The sequence below is a fragment of the Pseudoalteromonas sp. S408 genome (assembly GCF_005886645.1).
Lineage (GTDB): Bacteria > Pseudomonadota > Gammaproteobacteria > Enterobacterales > Alteromonadaceae > Pseudoalteromonas.
Map to the genome: position 1 here is coordinate 63,741 of NZ_PNDY01000003.1, position 18,386 is coordinate 82,126.

Sequence of the window (18,386 nt, forward strand, 5' to 3'; positions counted from 1 at the left end):
AACTACTTACACCAATTCACTCAGTGCGGCCAAGGTCACGATACCCGCTAAACCAAGCTGAGCTAATAAACTCAAAAGTGAAAAGCCCCTCAATACAAATAAACCCCAAGGGTGTTTTATATGTGGATACAAAGCGCAGCGCTTTAAGCTCATAGCAAAGAAAAAACAAATCACCGTTACCATAGTTAAACCAAGCGTAAGTTCACTTTTTATGGTCAGCGCTTCGTCAAAGAAGAAAAATAACTGCAAAGGCAATAATAACGTCACAATAGCATGTAACACATGTACTTTTTTAATGCGATCAAACTGCCCATCTGGCGATAACTCTTTAATACCAAAGTCACGCTCTAGGCATTTAACTAGATTTTGCGCTTTGATACTCACAGCCAACCTATAACAACTTAACCCCTCGTTATTACGCGCTCTAAAATCAAACCCGGCTTTAATTAGCATCACCATTAACGATTCATTTTTAGAGAGCACAGCATAATGCAATGCAGTGTTACCCAAGCTATCTGACGCTTTTTTATCTTGCTGAGGTAATAAGGTTTGCACCACGTTTACAAAACCACGCTCTGCCGCCCACATAAATGCCGTTTTACCGTTTTCATCAGCTAATGTGCCTGTTGCTCCTTGCTCAATAAAACGCATAGCCATTGTTTGCTTAGCCGTTTTTTTGCGCAAATGTGTTAGTAATGCTTGCTCAAGTAAAACTACAGAATCAACATCAGGCGACACTTGTTTTAATAAAGTAAAATAGTCTTTACCCATTGCTACTTTGTCACTTGCAAGTTCACTTAACACGGCTAGATCAGCAATTGACTCTGGTATAAAGTGACTTAAGCGATCTCTAAAATCAACTTCTTTCCAAAGTGATAACGCATCAACAGCACTAAGCTTACTGCCATTATTTAACGCATGTTCAATCAGTGTAAAATAGCGTTTGCTAAAAAATAAGCTTAATAATGAAAGCGGTGTTTCAACGGCATTTTGTGCAGCAACACTTGCGTATTTTTCTAAACGTTGGCACAACAAAAGCACTAAGCTTTCTGGGGTATATTCATTATCGTAAAAATGAGTTTTCATTGCGCCAATATACGCTTGTGCATCTTCGTCGTATTCACAAATATGTTGGAAATAACACTCTTCAAAAGGCTCAAGCGGGGTTAGCCAGGCCAAATAATAAATAGGGGGCAAAACAGTGGTACACACACCATCGTCTTCATTGGTAGAACGACAAGCAGGCCAAGCTTCTAATGCATCTAAAATAAAGGCACCGTTTTGCTCTACAAGGCCTTTAATAAGTAACGGATATTCCTTTGGCCAAATCAGTACATTTTCCATTAAAACAACACAACTCCAGTGTAGCTTAGGTAAGTGGTCAGGTTATAACAGCTTTCAGCTGACACCACGCTTAATCAAAGAGGCAATATTCTAGCACACCCAGATCGCCACGCTAGAACAAAGTAGATGAATAATCAAAAATATAAAAGCAGCCAAGTAACTAATTACTTGGCTGCTTTTTAGGTTGGAGCTGGGCTTGATCTTTTCACACAAAAAGATTGATTATTTGTTCTTTAACTCACTAATTACTTGGTCAATGCCTACATCTGAAATGCGCTGGATGATCTCTTTTTGCTTAGCACTTAAAAGCGAAATACCTTCAGCCACAATGTCGTACACTTTCCATTGGTTGTCTTTACCTAGGCGTAACTTAAAACTTAGATCAATCGTGGGGGCGTTAGGTTCTATAATTTGCGTATTAACCGTGGCATATTCTGAGTCGCTTTGTGCATTATTGTGCTCAAAGACCACTTTTTGGCCGGTGTATTTCATTAATGCACCGGCATACGTACCAGTTAAGTAATGCTCAACCGCGTCAATAAAATCAACCGCTTGTTGGCGCTCAATGCCTTTAATATGTTTACCTAATAATTTAAAAGACACAAACTTAATATCAATGTGTGGCATTAAACGTTTTTCAACAATTCCCGACATTTCACTTTTACTGGCATTACCTTTGCTGTTCACCTTACCTATATCGGCAAAAAGGGTGTCTGCAACAGACTCTAAAAGTATATCTGGTGATTGCTGAGCTTGTGCATAAAGCGATGTGCTTAAAAGTGCGATAGCAATTAAAAATGGTTTAATAAGTTTCATAATATGTTTGTTTGTGTGATTAATATAACGCTAATTTACGTCATTTATACTCAATAAAACAGGCACAAATAAGCAACTTATTAATGCCTAAAAAGCACCAATAAATTAAGTGACTAAATTTCAATAAGTTAATAAAACCTGTTAACACGCAGTATACATCCCTGTTTTAGCTTGCCTTGAATTTACAACCTACCCACCCTCATCATCTGTTTTTTCGATAAACCAACTATCAGCGAGCAGCTATGAAAACCTCCTTTAAAATAATTATTTTATTAATCGCCTCACTTTTTATTAATAACACAGTATTAGCACAATCAAACCATGGCTATGCAGTCGATGTACTTAAAGGCACTGGCAATATAAACGGCATAAAATTAGCCTATCAGTACCATATGCCAAAAATGCAAAACTTAGTTGGAGATGCCCGTTTTTATATCGAAACCAGTGTAAACCTGTGGGAATTTGCGCATAACCACCACTCACAATCCAACTTAGTATTAGCGGTATCGCCTGTATTGCAGTTTCCAGCGTTTAGTTTTAATAACACCCCATTTTATGTTGAAGCTGGCATTGGCGTATCACTCATTGACGAAACACAATTTGGTGGTAAGAACCTAAGTAGCCATTATCAATTTGAAGATCGTATTGGACTCGTTGCTGACTTAGGCGATACACACATTGCTTTACGAATTATTCATTACTCTAATGCGGGCTTTCAAAAACCTAACCCCGGACTTGATTTTATGACCTTATCGGTTGCCAAGCGCTTTTAATAACCATTCGTTTAATTAAGTGATCTATTTTAACCGTTGGTAAATGTGTTGATAGCTAAACAAAAGAGTCGCTATATAGTTACTTTAAAAGAGAATTTTTAACGCAGTTAGCGACACGTTTAGCCGCGCAAAGTCATTAAATATTATAGCGAATAGGTAAACTACTCAACTGATGTTTTTGCTGGTAATTACAGTTTAAAAAAGTAGAATAGCCAAAAAATAAAAATGAGAAATAAATATGCAAACATGGCAAATAGTACTCATTATAGTGATGGTATTTGGCGTTGTGATAGGTAATATTGCCCTAATAAAACACAGTGCTAATATTGAATTTAAGAAATCAGACACGCACTTAAAAAACAAGCAAGACACAAAAAAGCCCTGATAAATCAGGGCTTTTAATTTAAATAATAAGCTTAACCAACTAGCCAATGTGCCATTAACGAAATAATCGGCAATGTTATTAGCGTTCTGAGAATAAATATAACGAACAGCTCAACGATGTTTACTGGAATTTTGCTTCCTAACAACAACGCGCCCACTTCAGACATGTATATAAGCTGAGTCACACTCATAGCAGCAATAATAAAGCGTGTTACATCACTCTCAATAGTCCCAGCTGCAAGGATTGAAGGGATAAACATATCGGCAAAACCAACCATGATTGTTTGTGCTGCAGCCTCAGCTTCAGGTACTTGCAACAACTCTAAAAATGGAATAAACGGCATACCCAAATATTGAAATAGAGGCGTATATTCTGCAATAATTAATGCAAATGTACCCACGGCCATAACAACGGGTAACACAGCAAATACCATATCAAGTGCGTTGTGTACGCCTTCTTTTAATGTCCCCACTACACCCGGCGATTTATCTGCCTTGGCCAGCGCTACATCTAAAGAGTGACCCACTAATGTTTTACCTGCAGGCACCAGCTCTGCGTTTGCGTCAGGCTCTGAGCCATCAATAAGCAAATCTTTTTTAAACCTAAGCGGTGGCAAGCGCGGCACAATAATAGCAGCCGTAATCCCTGCTAAACACACCGTTAAATAAAACGGAGCAAATAAATACTCAAGCTTTACCTGGCCAATAACCACTAAACAAAACGTAATTGAAACAGCAGAAAATGTAGTACCAATAACAGCAGCTTCGCGTTGTGTGTAGTATTTATCTTCGTATTGGCGCGCAGTCATTAATATTCCTACACTGCCATCACCTAACCACGATGCCACACAGTTAACGGCACTTCGCCCTGGCACGCCAAATAACGGACGCATTACTTTAGTTAATAACGTGCCTACCAACTCAAGCAAACCAAAGTTAAGTAACAAAGGGAGCAAAAGCCCTGCCAGTATAAACACCGAAAACAACACAGGAAGTAAGTCGTTTAATACCAGTGCCCCTGTATTTTCGGACGTGATAGCATGCGGCCCCACGCCTAAATAGGTCATTAATACAAATGCTGTACCAAATAAACGCGTAACTAACCAAATCCAACTAACGTTAAATAAATGATTTAACAGTGGTATTTTACAAATAAAGTGAGGCTTAAAAATACTGATAATGAATGAAGATACACCCGTTATACAAATTATGATTGTAATAATGGCCTTTGCTGTATCTGCAAAAAACACTTGCATGGCTTTAGCCATCATTGCGATAGGTATGGTCATTGCTTCACCGCTTGACACCGGCGTCATAAACAAAAACACACCAATTAGCGAAGGCACAAGGAACGCAAACCAAGTACGCCAATCGTACTGAGGTGAAGTTGATAATTGAGACATATTTTTAACCTATAAAAACCACAAAAAGAGCTAAGCGCTCTTTTTGTGGTAAAACGTATTATTATTTATATTTTAATGCCGCGCTTAATAAGTGCTGCTTCTAGTGCTTGCTGTAAACCATTCATGGTACCTGGCTCAAGCGTTTCGCCTTTATCGTCCATCCAGGTTAAGCTTGTGCCACCTTGCTTGGTTTTACTCACTAAAATTTGGTATTGGCCTTCATCAATTGGTAATTGCGCAACATCGTCGCCCCAAATCGAATCCCACATACTGCTCTCTGGTGCTTTATAATCGGCGGTAATTAAACCTGTGTCTTGATTTATTTCAACAATAGTAAACGACAAGCGCTCTAAAAAGCCTGAAAAACGATCAAATACCGCATCGTAAGATTGCTCAGTAACCAGTGCTGCATTGCCTTTATTGTCAAAGCCCATTTCTAAAGAAATAATACCTTGGCGCTTGCGCATATCAACTTCAAGTTGGCGATAGCGGTAATCAAATTCAGTAATAACTTGGTTAAGTGCACGCACTTCTAGTTGCTGTTTAAGCAAGTCTGTAAGTGTTGTATCACCTTTAAAATCTATTAATTCAGCACGTAAAGAGGCTGTACGTTCATGCGATTTTTTTTCAATAGAAAATCTAAAACGTTGGAGGTCATCGTTCTTTTCATCGCCCCACAACCAGCTTTCTTCGGTTTTAATAATTGCGTACCAATCGGTTTCTATTATACCAAGTAACTTGTCTTCTTTGGTTGTAGCAGTGTTATTTTCAGCTAAAACAGCATTAATTGAATCCCAAATAAAGTCATCTAAATCAACAATGCCATCGTTTTTATCAAAATATACGCGTGCTAAATTATCCGCTTCTTCGACCCAACTGCCCTTAGCTACAGTGAGCACTTGAGCTGGTGGACGATAATTGGTTGCGTCTGGATTATTGTTATATTGACCTACTTCCATTTTATAAACTGGATCTTGAGCCGGCTGAGATAAAGACGCTGGCGCTTTTACTGGCTCATGCGCGCGGTAATTACGTTCATTATGTGCATCGTTAACAAATACACTACACCCTGATAAACTTACCAATACACTTACTGCAAGTGCTTTTGGGATCCAATACTGCACAGATATTTCTCCTTAGCATACCCTTTAATTGTTTTAACAAATATATGAGTGGGTTATGCCGATTTGGTTCAGTGTAAAATCAATATTAACTTTACATTTTTATTTGGCTACTTAATTGCAATAAAGTTCAGCACCTCAACTTAGAAAAAAACTAAGGGCAAATAAGCAAATTTTAGCTATGGTACTTTCCTGTGCCAGTAAAAACAAGAAACACCGTACTTTAAACGCGCTTAATTAGCCCGCATTATAGTTTACACACCGTTTTGTGGTAAACTTCGCCGCCGAGCACGTCCTCGAGTGTATTTAGTAGTGTTATCCATTGCGTTGTTATAACCCTTGTAACTTAGGTATTTTAACCCATGACTGCATTTTCAAATCATCAAATTGTGTTAACCGCTATCGGCGAAGACAGGCCGGGTATTGTCAGTGAGCTTACGCAATTGGTTAGCGACTGCCACTGTAATATTATAGACAGCCGCATTGCCATTTTAGGCTGTGAGTTTACCTTTATAATGTTATTGCAGGGTGACATGTCGGCCATAAGCCGCATTGAACACGTGTTACCAACCAAGGCAATGGAACTTGGCCTGCTAACCATGATGAAACGCACTACAAGCCATACCCCTGGCGAGTTTTGTGCCGGCTATACGCTCGAATACACAGGTATAGACACCCCGGGCACACTAAGCAAAGTGACACGCTTTTTTGCCGATAACCACATCAGCATTTGTTCTTTAAAGTCAGATACGTTTAACGAAGAAACTGACACAAAAATGCGCTGTGAAGTAGAATTTAATATCCCAATAGATGTAGACATAGATAAATTTAAAATTAGTTTTGAGAGCCTTTCTCATACCCTAAACGTAGATTATATTTTTAAACGCATTCGTTAAGGAAATAGCATGAACACAATTAGTCCATTACAAGCTGGTGATACAGCACCCGCTTTTAGCTTACAAAACCAAAACGACGAAACAATCACTTTAAGTGAATTGTTAAAAGAGCAACAAGTACTTGTGTACTTTTATCCTAAAGCTTCTACTCCGGGTTGTACCGTACAAGCAGAAAACCTGCGCGACCAACAAGACGAGCTTGCTAAATTTAACACGCGTGTTGTAGGCATTAGCCCAGATCCAATTAAGCGCCTTAAAAACTTTGAAACTAAAAAAGAGCTTAACTTTGATTTATTAGCCGATGAAGATCACGCCATTGCAGAAGCATTTGGTGTATGGGGCTACAAAAAATTTATGGGTAAAGAATACGATGGCATTCACCGCCTAACATTTTTAGTAGGCCAAGACGGTAAAATTAAACACTTATTTGATAAGTTTAAAACCAAAGATCATCACCAAGTGGTGCTTGATTATTTGGCAGCAGAATAAGCTAGCTAATTACTACCAAAAAAATACATAAAGCGTTGCCCTAGAGCAGCGCTTTTTTATGTTATTTTCTAAATATCTTGGTTAAATAAAGTATCTTCGAGAGATAAATAAACAGTTGCTAGTTTTGAATTTGAAGTTACAGTTTGTCCCTTTTTGTTTTCACCAATACGCTCTATTAGGTTACTTATTTATGAGACAAGAATTAAGAACTAAAATCATTGAAGTGTGTGATAAAAAAATTGCCAGTAAAGGTGATAATGTAGGCCTATCTTTCTATGCTTTTTTTGCTAATAAAAACAACAATCCTGAACTTTTAATGGAAGCTGCTACTTGGTGGATTCAAACCCATCAATTAGATCACTTTGTAAAAGCTAAAAAAATAAAACAAATGGTGCTGAATAATTTATAAGCCCCCAAGTGCTCATATTCGATGTGCATAATGCTTTAAGCAATAATTAAAAGCGCGAATTAAAGCTTCTAAATCAAGGAGTGTGTATGTCTTTTGTAAAAAAGCTATTTCGATGGTCACGAGGCAGGCAAAAATCAGGCTATGATAAAATGCTGCTTTGTGGTGCATTTTGGCCCATAAAGTTTGATGTGTATTTATTAAAGTTTCCAAAAGGAAGTGAAATATCACCGCACACTGATCATGTTAAAGATGGTCATCATTACAGACTAAATATTGTTTTAAAAAAAGCGGATATAGGCGGAGAGTTTATTTGCGCTAGCCCCCTATTTGAAACAAAACGAATCAAGTTATTTCGTCCTGATATCTGCGAGCACCAAGTATCGAAAATAGAAAAAGGTAACCGTTATGTACTCAGTATCGGCTGGATAAAAAATACTTAGTCAAAAACTCCCCTTAAAGTGCACTTTAATCTAGTACTCACCATCTTTCACGGTATAGTCTATTGATATATTGAGCATAAAAAACAAAATATAAGGATTTAAATTTGAAAAAGGCAGTTAGGTTTAAAGCGAATTAAGTGGCTTTAATCACATGTATTATTGGGTTTCAGTTTTCGACGGCAAGTAATCTGTTTTATGCAAACCCGTTTTATATTGGCGGTTTTATTTTTGCAATCGTACTGATTGTGAATGTTATTAATTACGTCTGCCCAAAGTGTAAGAAAAACCACGTAATGCAATCGGCTACAAGCTATCGCTTGCCAACAAATAAGTGCTATCACTGCGGGGAAGAAATTAACTAGCCTTGTCGGATGGCGCTTCGCTTATCCGACCTACGTGTTTAAATAAGCTTGTTAGAGTCTGATATAAAGAGTGCTTGGAAAGAGTGAGCATTGAAGTTGCTGTGTTGGGTTTCGTTTCACTCAACCCGACCTTTTATCTACGTAATATAAATTAACGCCGAGCAGCTTATCGCTTACAGCTAACCACTTAAAGCCGCCTTTGCGCTTTAACTAATTCCTAAATACTTATGCACTTGGATTGATAAGCGCCAGTTTTTAGCAATACAGGTGTCGATTGCTAATTTGGTTGCAGATACCTTTTGGCTAATTGGCTGTAAATACACAAGCTTGGGGTTAACCCCTGTTTTAGCAAATAACGCTTCTAACTCTTCTACGTGCTTTTGCATGGCTATCGGGTGCTTAATTTCGTTAGCGCGCTTCATAGCGCTGGTATGCACTTCGTAACCGCCGCGCATGTTTATCTTTGGCGATACAGTGACCCATGTTTGCTCAGGGGCGAGTATTTCAAACGTGCCGCTGGTTTCTATTTGGGTGCTAAAACCGTGTTCGTGTAATAAGTTACATACTGGGTTTAAATCGAACATGCATGGCTCGCCGCCGGTAATTACTACGTGCTTTGCGTTATAACCACGTGATTTAAATAACGCGAGTACTTGCTCTGCGCTGGCATCGGCCCAATGATCTGAGTCGGCTTTTTTTTCTACGGTTTCATCAAGTGATACTTTGTATACGTTGTCTACATCCCAGGTTTGTTTAGTGTCACACCACGAGCAACCGACTGGGCAGCCTTGCAGGCGCAAAAATATTGAGGGTGTGCCAGTAAAACTTGCTTCACCTTGGATGGTTTCAAACACTTCATTAATTTTGTACAAAAGAGATCTCACTTACTACCTAGTAGCCAAATTGCTACTATTAAAGACGAAAAAGCGCTGTGCAAAAATTGTTATTTAAGCTGCGGCCGTGTAGTATATCGCGCCCTGATATAAACCTCTATTAAAACTAAGAGCAAAACAGATATGACGCAAAAAGTAGTTGTTATTTATTCCGGCGGTATGGACTCATTTACCGTATTAAATAAAGCCCTGCAACAAGGCCATGATGTATATGCCCTTTCGTTTGACTATGGTCAGCGTCATGTAAAAGAGCTTAAAGTGGCTGCACAAGTGTGTGAAAAACTTAATGTTCCGCACAAAATTGTGGATATTTCGGCTATCAATCAGCTTATTGGTGGTTCGTCGTTAACCGATAACATTGACGTGCCAGAAGGTCATTACGAAGAAGAAAGCATGAAGAGCACGATTGTGCCAAATCGTAATATGATTTTGCTCTCGCTTGCTGTTGGTTACGCGGTATCACTTAAAGCAAGCCAAGTTTATTACGGTGCTCATTCTGGGGATCATGCTATTTACCCCGATTGCCGTCCTGAATTTGTGCAAAAAATGGATGATGTATGTCGTATTGCAAACTACGATGCAGTGGAAATTTTTAGCCCGTATTTAAATAACACAAAAATTGATATTTTAACCGATGGCATAAAAATGGGTTTAGATTACAGCCAAACATGGACGTGCTATAACGGCCGTGAAAAGGCCTGTGGTAAATGCGGTGCGTGCCAAGAACGTTTAGAAGCATTCGCACTTAATAATATTACAGACCCATTAGAATACGAATTAGCAACAAATAAATAGTTATTTAGGTTTAAATAAAAAAGGCTATGTTACATAGCCTTTTTTATTGCATAGCATTTAATTACACGGCGTATAATTAAAAATTACAACCAGCGCCTTACGCGTGCTTTGTAGGTAGTAAATTCTTCACCAAATAATTTAGTAAGCGCACGTTCTTCTGGCAGTATTTGAAACAACGTTAAATAACCAATAAAGCCAACAACCCCTAGCATTGCCCAAACCGAACTTAACCACACGCCCCACCCAGCTAAAATAAATGCAAACCCTAAATACATTGGGTTACGTGAAATACGGTAAATACCGCTGGTAACTAATTTTGATGCCTGTTCTGGTTTACTGGGATTCACTGTGGTTTTAGCTAACTTAAAGCTCACTACACCTGCAACACAACTTACACAGCCAATAATAACTAAACTTGCCGCTAAATAGGCAACAAACACAGTGAAGTCTATGACACTGTAATGCGCTATGAGCGCCATAATGCCTGCAAAAAATAGAACAACGATAACCGGGGGAATTTTATTATTTAGCATAATAACTCACTGATAAAATTAGTTTATAAAATAATATGTTAATAACTATATGGCGATTAATTTCATATTAAACAACCCTGTTACTGTATAAAGTATGAACACCACACGTAAGTATTTGTGTATACGTATTTAGCCACAGTATTAAGCGGTTAATTTCACCGCACAGCTCTTTACAAATAAAGTTACAATTGCCAGCTTTAACTAAAGTGGGGAAAGCGTATACTTTAATAAATAAAATTAAAAAGGAATATAGTTATGTCTGGTACTACGATGATTGTACTTATTGTGCTTATATCTGTGGGTTCGGGTGTGGTTTACGATATGTATAAAAAGCATTTAGAGTTTAAACATAAAATGCAAAACAATAATAGCGACGCTCATAAACAACTTGCCGAAACAAAAGCAGAAGTGGTTGCACTAAGAGAACGTGTACAAACACTTGAAGCCATTGTGACTGACTCAAGCTTTAACGTTAAACAAGAAATCAATAAACTGTAAGCGTTATTAAACGCTTACTCGTTCGCTAAATTTATTAAAGGTAATTTGGATACAGATGGGCATTTTCTGGTTGCTCTATTCCATGGGCTGCTAAAAACCCACCTATAGCTTGTCCACACCCTTGAGGTGCACGCCCACTGTCTATTTCAAAGTTTAATTGATTGGCTTCTTGCTTACCCATTGAGCACAAATCAACTGTACTGGGGGAACGCATTGCAATACTTAACTTACCAATGTTTTCTACTGCCACGTTTTTACTAAATCGGGCAAACCCTTGATATTTAAATTGCTCGCTCACATAGTCGTTGCTCGTGTTAACTAAAGCTGTGATAAAACCGTGTAAAAAATGGTTACTTGACGACCCCGTAGTCAAAAACGCGATGGATTTATTGTTAAACTCGCTTAACTGAGCGCCATCACAATGCAATTTTACTGTATACAAATGTTGCTCGTCAGTAATGGCTTGATACCCTGTTAGTTCAATAGCCGAATCAGCAAACACAATGCGGCTCACCAAATCACTAATATTATCGCTATGGTGTGTGTGTAAAACTAACTCTGGGTTTTGCGCCATGACGGGTAAATCGTGATGGTTATTAAACGGTGTGCTTATTGCACCATTTTGTTTTAACTGGAATAACTCTCTCACTTCGTGCTCACGCGCCACTTTTAAAGCCAAAAAAGCCGTTTGAATAAGTTCTGACGTAGGTAAGTTTTCTTCTACAATCCAGCGTCTACCAAAAAGCAGTTTTTTTGCTTTGTCGGTATTTTGATGACCACTTTTTTTGTAGTTGTCAGGGCTGAGTACCGCAACTTGAAGGTATATCTCATCACCTTTTTGAGCAGCAAGTACCCTGAAATGCGCCGAAAACTCAATACTTTCGAGCACTTCGTTCACACTTTCAAGCGTATGTTTGTAACGTAAAAAATGCTGTGGAACTATCCAATTATTATTCGCTAATTGCACAAGCGGCGCATACGGGATTGGCTGCTCGTAACTATGTTGCCATTTTTTGTCGTTACTGAGTAACGTATTTAGGTGACTATTTTTATCTGACATAAATAAACCAAATAAACTCGCACTGGGCAAGATATTAACTGTGCTTACATTACGTGTTTTGTTATGTAATTAGATCACAGCCGCCCGACAAAATTGGGCTTTTTTAACTATCGTAAAGGCTTTGATAGTCGCTTATAACTTTTTGATAATATAGCTCATCTTTATTGAGCATTTTATTATAATGATTTAATAGTCGTTGAATGTAAGCCGTATGCTGTTTATCATTTAAGTCCCACATGGCATCACCTGTTTTACTCACCGGTTGGCTGCTTTTAAAGCTAACCTCTAGGAGTTCATAAACACGGTTTTTGTCACTAATAATTTGCTCGCTATGCAAACCCAAATTAAGCGTGTGTAAACCACTGCGCAGTAAATAAGTATGGTGAATAGGGCATAAAATAAAACGCACATACTGTAAACGCTCTGGCGAGTTATTCGCTATTATTTGCTTCACCAAACGCAGCGCCAATTCACCACCAATACCGGCTATAACAACGACCTGATTTTTTACATCATCCAGCTTTATACTTCCAACGTCCTGACACAAGACCTGCCATTCTGGCTTTTTATTACCAGGCACCCTAAATTTTTTATTATGGGTTAATCGCGCTTCTAAATCGGTCATCACATTTGGCAAAATATCAACAAACATGACTTTATCGGCAGCTGAGCGCTTCAACAAAGCCATACCTAAATAGCCATGATCGCAGCAACAATCCCAAATAGTGTTTTGCTGGCGTGTTATAAGCGCATCAATCGCAGTCAGTCGTTTACTGAGTTTCATTTAATCAGGCGAATGTGACATTTTATAGACGAGCGCTTTTAAACTTTTATCACTGTCTATTTCAATAAAGCGGTCGGTAGGTGCAAGGCGTTCTACGAATGTAATCGCACTTTGTGTGTGCTCGTCAATCAGGGCTTTAAATGCATCCTCTGAGAGCTCGGGGCTATTGGCGCATAAAAGCAATTTTGTTGTTTGATTGAGTAACTCTGGGAGCCTGCGAAGCACTTTTTGGTAGTCTTTAGTTAAAATAAAGCTGCCTTTTTGAAAACTTGGCGGATCGACAATAATTAAATCAAACGGGGCTGCTTTTTTTAATTTACCAAACGACTTTAAAATATCGTGAGGTAAGTAACTCACCCCTTTGTCAAAACCATTTAACTGATGGTTTTGCTTACCTACTTTAAGCACCCCTTTACTCATATCCATATTCATTACATGATCGGCACCGCCTTGCATTGCTGCTAACGAAAAACCGCACGTGTACGAAAATAAATTAAGTACTTTGCCATGCTTACTATTAGCCATTACAAACTCGCGGCCGCTTCGCATATCAGGAAAAATCCCTGTATTTTGGCGGCTTTGCAAATCGACTAAAAAGCGAATTCCGTTTTCGGTTACTGTATGCTTATTAGGGAGCGTTCCAAACATGACTGTATTTTGGCTTTGCACACCCGCGCGTTGCTGATAAACAAGCGAGGTAATTAATTCTGGGTGGTGTGCTTGCGCCCATTGCCAAAGCGTTTCGGTTAACTGATGAAGCGTTTTTTCGTCTATCTCATCGTACGATACTAAAAATAAGCTTGGTGGATAAAAATCTAAATTTAAGTGGCTTAATGTCTCAACACTATGGCCTCGCCCGTGAAAAACACGACACAATTCGTTATTTAAAATAGGGGCGCTTTCAAGTGCCGTAATCAGAGGCGTAAAATTTGTAGTCATTTTTTAATTAATCAACTGTTGTTGTAGTTCGTGTATTTCGTCGCGCACAGAGCCTGCTTTTTCAAATTCTAAGTTGCTCGCATACGCGTGCATTTTAGTTTCAAGTTGCTTAATTTGCGTTGCAATTTCTTTCGCGCTAAGTACCTTTTTAGATTCTTTGCGAATAAGCTGAAGGTTATCTTTAGGGCCAGCCTCTTCGCCAACATCCATCACATCAAGAATCTTTTTAGCCAATGCACGTGGCTCTATGCCGTTGTCTAAATTGTATTGATGCTGAATTTCGCGTCTGCGACTTGTCTCATCTATTGCTTTTGCCATTGATTTTGTGACTTTATCGCCATATAAAATGGCACGCCCATCCAAATGACGCGCAGCACGACCAATGGTCTGAATAAGCGAACGGGCTGAGCGTAAAAAGCCTTCTTTGTCGGCATCAAGTATGGCAACCAATGCCACTTCTGGCATATCTAAGCCTTCCCTTAGTAAGTTAATACCCACTAATACATCGAATACACCGGCGCGTAAGTCGCGAATTATTTCTACCCGCTCTACGGTATCTATGTCTGAATGCAGGTAGCGCACTTTTACGCCGTGTTCGCTTAAATAATCGGTTAAATCTTCTGACATGCGTTTTGTCAGTGTAGTAACTAATACTCGCTCACCTTTTTCAACGCATTGATATATTTCTGACAGCAAGTCATCAACTTGGTCGCCAACGGGTCTCACTTCAATAAGCGGATCTAAAAGCCCTGTTGGACGAATAATTTGCTCTGCAACTTCCCCACCACTTCGCTCCATTTCAAAGTCGCCAGGCGTTGCCGATACATAAATAGTTTGCGGTGCAATGGCTTCAAACTCTTCAAACCTAAGGGGTCGGTTATCCATAGCTGAGGGCATTCTAAAACCATACTCTACAAGGTTTTCTTTACGGCTTCTGTCGCCTTTATACATAGCGCCAATTTGCGACACCGTTACATGCGATTCATCAATAATCATTAATGCGTCATCAGGTAGATAATCAAGCAAGGTTGGCGGCGGATCGCCGGGGGTACGCCCCGATAAATAACGACTGTAGTTTTCTATTCCCGAGCAATAACCCAACTCGGTCATCATTTCTATGTCGTACTGAGTACGCTGCGCAATGCGCTGCTCTTCTACTAATTTATTGGCACTGAGTAATTGAGCTCTTCTATCTTTTAGTTCTATTTTTATATTTTCGATTGCGCCAAGGATTTTTTCACGCGGAGTTACATAGTGCGTTTTAGGGTAAATAGTGGCGCGCACAATATGTTTTTCAACAGCGCCTGTTAGCGGGTCAAAAATACTTAAACGCTCTATCTCGTCGTCAAACATTTCTACTCGCACTGCGTATGTTTCTGACTCTGCGGGGAATATGTCGACCACTTCGCCGCGAACTCGGTAAGTACCACGGCTAAACTCTATGTCATTCCGGGTATATTGTATTTCGGCTAAACGGCGAAGCATATCGCGTTGATCAACTTTTTCGCCTACTTTTAAAAGCAACATCATTTTCATGTATGACTGGGGGTCACCCAATCCATAAATAGCCGAAACCGACGCAACAATAATAGTATCACGGCGTTCAAGTAATGCTTTGGTTGCACTTAATCGCATCTGCTCAATGTGCTCATTGATGGATGCGTCTTTTTCAATAAAGGTATCGCTCGATACAACGTACGCTTCAGGCTGGTAGTAGTCGTAATAAGAAACAAAATATTCAACGGCATTTTTAGGAAAAAACTCTTTCATTTCACCATAAAGCTGCGCAGCCAACGTTTTGTTGTGCGCCATTATAATTGTCGGGCGGTTCAAATCGTTAATTATATTAGCCATGGTAAAGGTTTTCCCCGTACCTGTTGCCCCTAACAATGTTTGATGAGCAAGCCCGGCTTCTAAACCTTCACATAATTGCTTTATTGCAGTAGGTTGGTCCCCTGCTGGTTGAAACTGTGAATTTAACTGAAAATGATCGCTCAATTATTGCACTCCTGTAATGACTGACTGCTCAATGACTCAAGCTCTTTTATAAACCATTTATACGCTACAAATGCGGTAAATAAATTACCTACTGCCGCACCAATAAATAACCCCGTTAACCCTGCAAAATGACTGCCTAAGTAAGCAAACGGAACATAAAAAATAAATAAACGTATAATACTTAAAAACAATGCATTCATTGGTTTGTGCAAAGCATTAAACGATGAATTTGATAATATGATCACACCTTGCAAACCATAACTTAATGGTATGGTGTAAATAAAGAGCTTAATTACATCTATTACTGCCTGCTCTTTACCAAATATCTGGCTTATTACTTCAGAAAAAATAATCAGCAAAACGTAAATAATAAATTGCCAAACCATCACAAACTTCAACGTCCCTATGTATGCGTCTTTAACTCTACATAATTTTCCAGCACCGAAGTTTTGGCTTACAAATGGCGGGAGTGTCATTGATAAGGCAAGCACTAAAATACTTGCAATAGACTCTATTCTACTACCAACACCAAACGCGGCAACGGCCTCAGGACCATGATTAGCAACAAGTGCCGTCATTACCGCCATTGCAATTGGTGTAAGCATATTAGCACTTGCGGCAGGTACACCTATTTTTAATATTTTGCGGATTGACCCCATAACTGTTTGTGACCCAGCTTTTAAACTAAGTAATCGTTTTCTTGCTATTAAAATATATAAAATAATGACAACAGCTACAGCCCAAGCTATTACACTTGCAATGGCTGCGCCTTGTATACCCATTGCAGGTATAGGACCAAAACCAAATATAAGCATGGGGTCGAGTATTGCATTTATAAGCCCTGCTCCTCCCATTACAATACTGGGAGTTTTAGTATCGCCACTGGCACGTAATACAGAGTTCCCAATCATGGGTGTGATTAAAAATACACTGCCAATAAACCACACATTCATGTATTCATGTATTAAAGGAAGCACCTGCTGTCCTGCACCCAGTAACGTAAATACCGGGTCAATAAGTAAATAGCCTATAAACGATAATATAAGCACCAACACAACAGCCACTAATATAGAGATGCTGGCGTCAAAACGAGCTTCATCTATTTTGTTGCTGCCTAACGCTTTTGCAATGACAGCTGAAGTGCCTATGCCTAAACCAATAGCTAAGCTAATTACGGTAAAGGTGACTGGAAAAGTAAAACTCACTGCAGCGAGAGGCTCTGTACCCAACAAACTGATAAAGAAGGTATCAACTATATTAAACATCATTAACATGATCATGCCGAAGATCATCGGAACAGTCATTATTTTCAACGTTGGCATAATGGGATCGTTAAGTAAATCTGGGCGAGTCTTCGTATTTGAAATTGCGCGCATGGAATAAATGGCCTCTTTTACTGAGTTGATCATTTTAAAGCATCAGGGCAATTCAAGCCACGGATTTATCACTACATTTTACACAGGCACACCCAATAAAAAGAGCGTATGGAGTAAACATCACTTTTTATACGTTTTTGCTAAAATAAGGCCTTAATGCATCAAAAAACAATTAAGACACATTTTTGCTACTTTTATTACAAAACACACGGTTTACCTGTCGGTTTTTTACACAATTCGACACTTTGATTTATCGTAACGAAAAGTTACTCTCATCGAATAACACACTGCAACCCTAAAACGCTAAGCTGCTGTTTTCATTTAAAATAAAAATAATGATTTAAAAGCTTGAAATCGTTGTAGCACTCTAAAATACTGGTGCCGCTGATGTTCTTAAAGTTTCATAAACAGAGTTATCCACAGAAACCGTGGATAACTCATTCAAGGCCGCATTTATAAAGGCTTCGAGAGACATACATTTTACGTGCAGGTCTGACCAAATGAGGGATTTACATTTTAATGCTTTTGTAACCTTAGCCGACAAATTAACCTAGGTTAATATTTTTAAATTTCGACAGCCCTGTGACCACGCATTAACGCATGCGTATGTAGTTACAAGTTATTGATTGTGTTCTTTATGAACATGCAGGACTTTATTAATTTAAATGTTTACACTTCATAATTGCACACAATTAAACAACGTGTTTATCAGTAAAGTAATACCGAATAAAAAATACCCTAACATTAATATTACAGAATTAATTAACTAATAGGCCTAAACAGTTAATTTTGTTTTTTGAGTTTTACGCGTAATAAATCACTTTAACTTTGTATTTTATTTACTCAACCAACAGTACTAAACGATCACAAAAAGTTATTTTGTTAGTAACGGTTTTATAAAAATGCCAATGAAGTGCTTAAAACAAAGCTATAAAACACGCAGATTGCACATAAAAACAACGAATAAACCTCTTTTTTTAATTTATGACTTTTATATGTTGACACTTTGCAGCGCGGTCATTAATATTTCGCCCCGTTGAAAGGCAAGACGCTTCCCCCTTAGCTCAGTTGGT

Annotated in this window: 19 protein-coding genes; 8 read left to right on the top strand and 11 right to left on the bottom strand. The window is 38.7% G+C overall.

What is annotated here, in order from left to right; translation table 11 throughout:
* Positions 1–6: 6 nt before the first annotated feature.
* Together CWB62_RS03810 and CWB62_RS03815 are read right to left on the bottom strand one after the other, a co-directional pair.
* Positions 7–1,344, bottom strand: a complete 1,338-nt coding sequence (locus tag CWB62_RS03810; protein WP_058404149.1) for an ankyrin repeat domain-containing protein — start codon at positions 1,342–1,344, stop codon at positions 7–9.
* A 222-nt stretch (positions 1,345–1,566) separates the two neighbouring features.
* Positions 1,567–2,160: an MlaC/ttg2D family ABC transporter substrate-binding protein gene (locus tag CWB62_RS03815; RefSeq protein ID WP_058552714.1), complete on the bottom strand. Its 594-nt coding sequence runs from the start codon at positions 2,158–2,160 to the stop codon at positions 1,567–1,569.
* Between the two features lie 242 nt (positions 2,161–2,402).
* On the opposite strand from CWB62_RS03815, the gene CWB62_RS03820 reads away from it, so the two are divergent.
* Both CWB62_RS03820 and CWB62_RS03825 read left to right on the top strand, forming a co-directional pair.
* Positions 2,403–2,933, top strand: a complete 531-nt coding sequence (locus CWB62_RS03820; RefSeq protein WP_138530905.1) for an acyloxyacyl hydrolase — start codon at positions 2,403–2,405, stop codon at positions 2,931–2,933.
* Positions 2,934–3,171: 238 nt separating this feature from the next.
* The gene (locus CWB62_RS03825; RefSeq protein WP_138530903.1) at positions 3,172–3,318 is read left to right on the top strand and encodes a DUF2897 family protein; all 147 of its coding nucleotides are present in this window, start codon (positions 3,172–3,174) and stop codon (positions 3,316–3,318) included.
* Between the two features lie 31 nt (positions 3,319–3,349).
* On the opposite strand, the gene CWB62_RS03830 is transcribed toward CWB62_RS03825, so the two are convergent.
* The gene (locus CWB62_RS03830; RefSeq protein ID WP_138530901.1) at positions 3,350–4,720 is read right to left on the bottom strand and encodes a YjiH family protein; all 1,371 of its coding nucleotides are present in this window, start codon (positions 4,718–4,720) and stop codon (positions 3,350–3,352) included.
* Between the two features lie 65 nt (positions 4,721–4,785).
* Entirely contained in the window at positions 4,786–5,844 is a 1,059-nt protein-coding gene (gene bamC, locus CWB62_RS03835; protein ID WP_138530899.1) for an NlpB/DapX family lipoprotein, read from the bottom strand.
* 359 nt (positions 5,845–6,203) lie between these two features.
* Between bamC and CWB62_RS03845 the strand changes: the two genes are divergently transcribed.
* From CWB62_RS03845 to CWB62_RS03860, 4 genes are all read left to right on the top strand, one after another.
* Complete coding sequence (locus tag CWB62_RS03845; protein WP_138530897.1) at positions 6,204–6,737, top strand: glycine cleavage system transcriptional repressor; 534 nt, start codon at positions 6,204–6,206, stop codon at positions 6,735–6,737.
* Between the two features lie 9 nt (positions 6,738–6,746).
* Positions 6,747–7,226 (top strand): thioredoxin-dependent thiol peroxidase, encoded by a 480-nt coding sequence (gene bcp / locus CWB62_RS03850; RefSeq protein WP_058404144.1) that lies wholly within the window; start codon positions 6,747–6,749, stop codon positions 7,224–7,226.
* A 190-nt stretch (positions 7,227–7,416) separates the two neighbouring features.
* Complete coding sequence (locus CWB62_RS03855; protein ID WP_138530895.1) at positions 7,417–7,635, top strand: DUF6500 family protein; 219 nt, start codon at positions 7,417–7,419, stop codon at positions 7,633–7,635.
* A gap of 86 nt (positions 7,636–7,721) precedes the next feature.
* Positions 7,722–8,075, top strand: coding sequence for a 2OG-Fe(II) oxygenase (locus tag CWB62_RS03860; protein WP_138530893.1), 354 nt, complete (start codon positions 7,722–7,724; stop codon positions 8,073–8,075).
* A 568-nt stretch (positions 8,076–8,643) separates the two neighbouring features.
* Here CWB62_RS03860 and queE read toward each other — a convergent pair.
* Positions 8,644–9,309: a 7-carboxy-7-deazaguanine synthase QueE gene (queE, locus tag CWB62_RS03870; protein WP_138530931.1), complete on the bottom strand. Its 666-nt coding sequence runs from the start codon at positions 9,307–9,309 to the stop codon at positions 8,644–8,646.
* A gap of 144 nt (positions 9,310–9,453) precedes the next feature.
* On the opposite strand from queE, the gene queC reads away from it, so the two are divergent.
* Positions 9,454–10,125, top strand: coding sequence for a 7-cyano-7-deazaguanine synthase QueC (gene queC, locus CWB62_RS03875; protein ID WP_138530891.1), 672 nt, complete (start codon positions 9,454–9,456; stop codon positions 10,123–10,125).
* 83 nt (positions 10,126–10,208) lie between these two features.
* On the opposite strand, the gene CWB62_RS03880 is transcribed toward queC, so the two are convergent.
* Positions 10,209–10,658 carry a methyltransferase family protein gene (locus CWB62_RS03880; RefSeq protein WP_138530889.1) on the bottom strand — a complete coding sequence of 150 codons (450 nt, stop codon included), beginning with the start codon at positions 10,656–10,658 and terminating at the stop codon, positions 10,209–10,211.
* A 255-nt stretch (positions 10,659–10,913) separates the two neighbouring features.
* Between CWB62_RS03880 and CWB62_RS03885 the strand changes: the two genes are divergently transcribed.
* Positions 10,914–11,156, top strand: coding sequence for a hypothetical protein (locus CWB62_RS03885; protein ID WP_006792318.1), 243 nt, complete (start codon positions 10,914–10,916; stop codon positions 11,154–11,156).
* 34 nt (positions 11,157–11,190) lie between these two features.
* On the opposite strand, the gene CWB62_RS03890 is transcribed toward CWB62_RS03885, so the two are convergent.
* The 5 genes from CWB62_RS03890 to CWB62_RS03910 form a co-directional block, all read right to left on the bottom strand.
* Positions 11,191–12,216 carry a hypothetical protein gene (locus tag CWB62_RS03890; RefSeq protein ID WP_138530887.1) on the bottom strand — a complete coding sequence of 342 codons (1,026 nt, stop codon included), beginning with the start codon at positions 12,214–12,216 and terminating at the stop codon, positions 11,191–11,193.
* 103 nt (positions 12,217–12,319) lie between these two features.
* Positions 12,320–13,000 (bottom strand): tRNA (adenine(22)-N(1))-methyltransferase TrmK, encoded by a 681-nt coding sequence (locus CWB62_RS03895; RefSeq protein ID WP_138530885.1) that lies wholly within the window; start codon positions 12,998–13,000, stop codon positions 12,320–12,322.
* Entirely contained in the window at positions 13,001–13,939 is a 939-nt protein-coding gene (locus tag CWB62_RS03900; protein ID WP_138530883.1) for a class I SAM-dependent methyltransferase, read from the bottom strand.
* Between the two features lie 3 nt (positions 13,940–13,942).
* The gene (uvrB, locus tag CWB62_RS03905) at positions 13,943–15,937 is read right to left on the bottom strand and encodes an excinuclease ABC subunit UvrB (protein ID WP_138530881.1); all 1,995 of its coding nucleotides are present in this window, start codon (positions 15,935–15,937) and stop codon (positions 13,943–13,945) included.
* Positions 15,934–17,313, bottom strand: coding sequence for an MATE family efflux transporter (locus CWB62_RS03910; RefSeq protein WP_138530929.1), 1,380 nt, complete (start codon positions 17,311–17,313; stop codon positions 15,934–15,936). Before CWB62_RS03910 ends, uvrB begins: the two co-directional genes overlap by 4 nt.
* Positions 17,314–18,386: the final 1,073 nt, after the last annotated feature.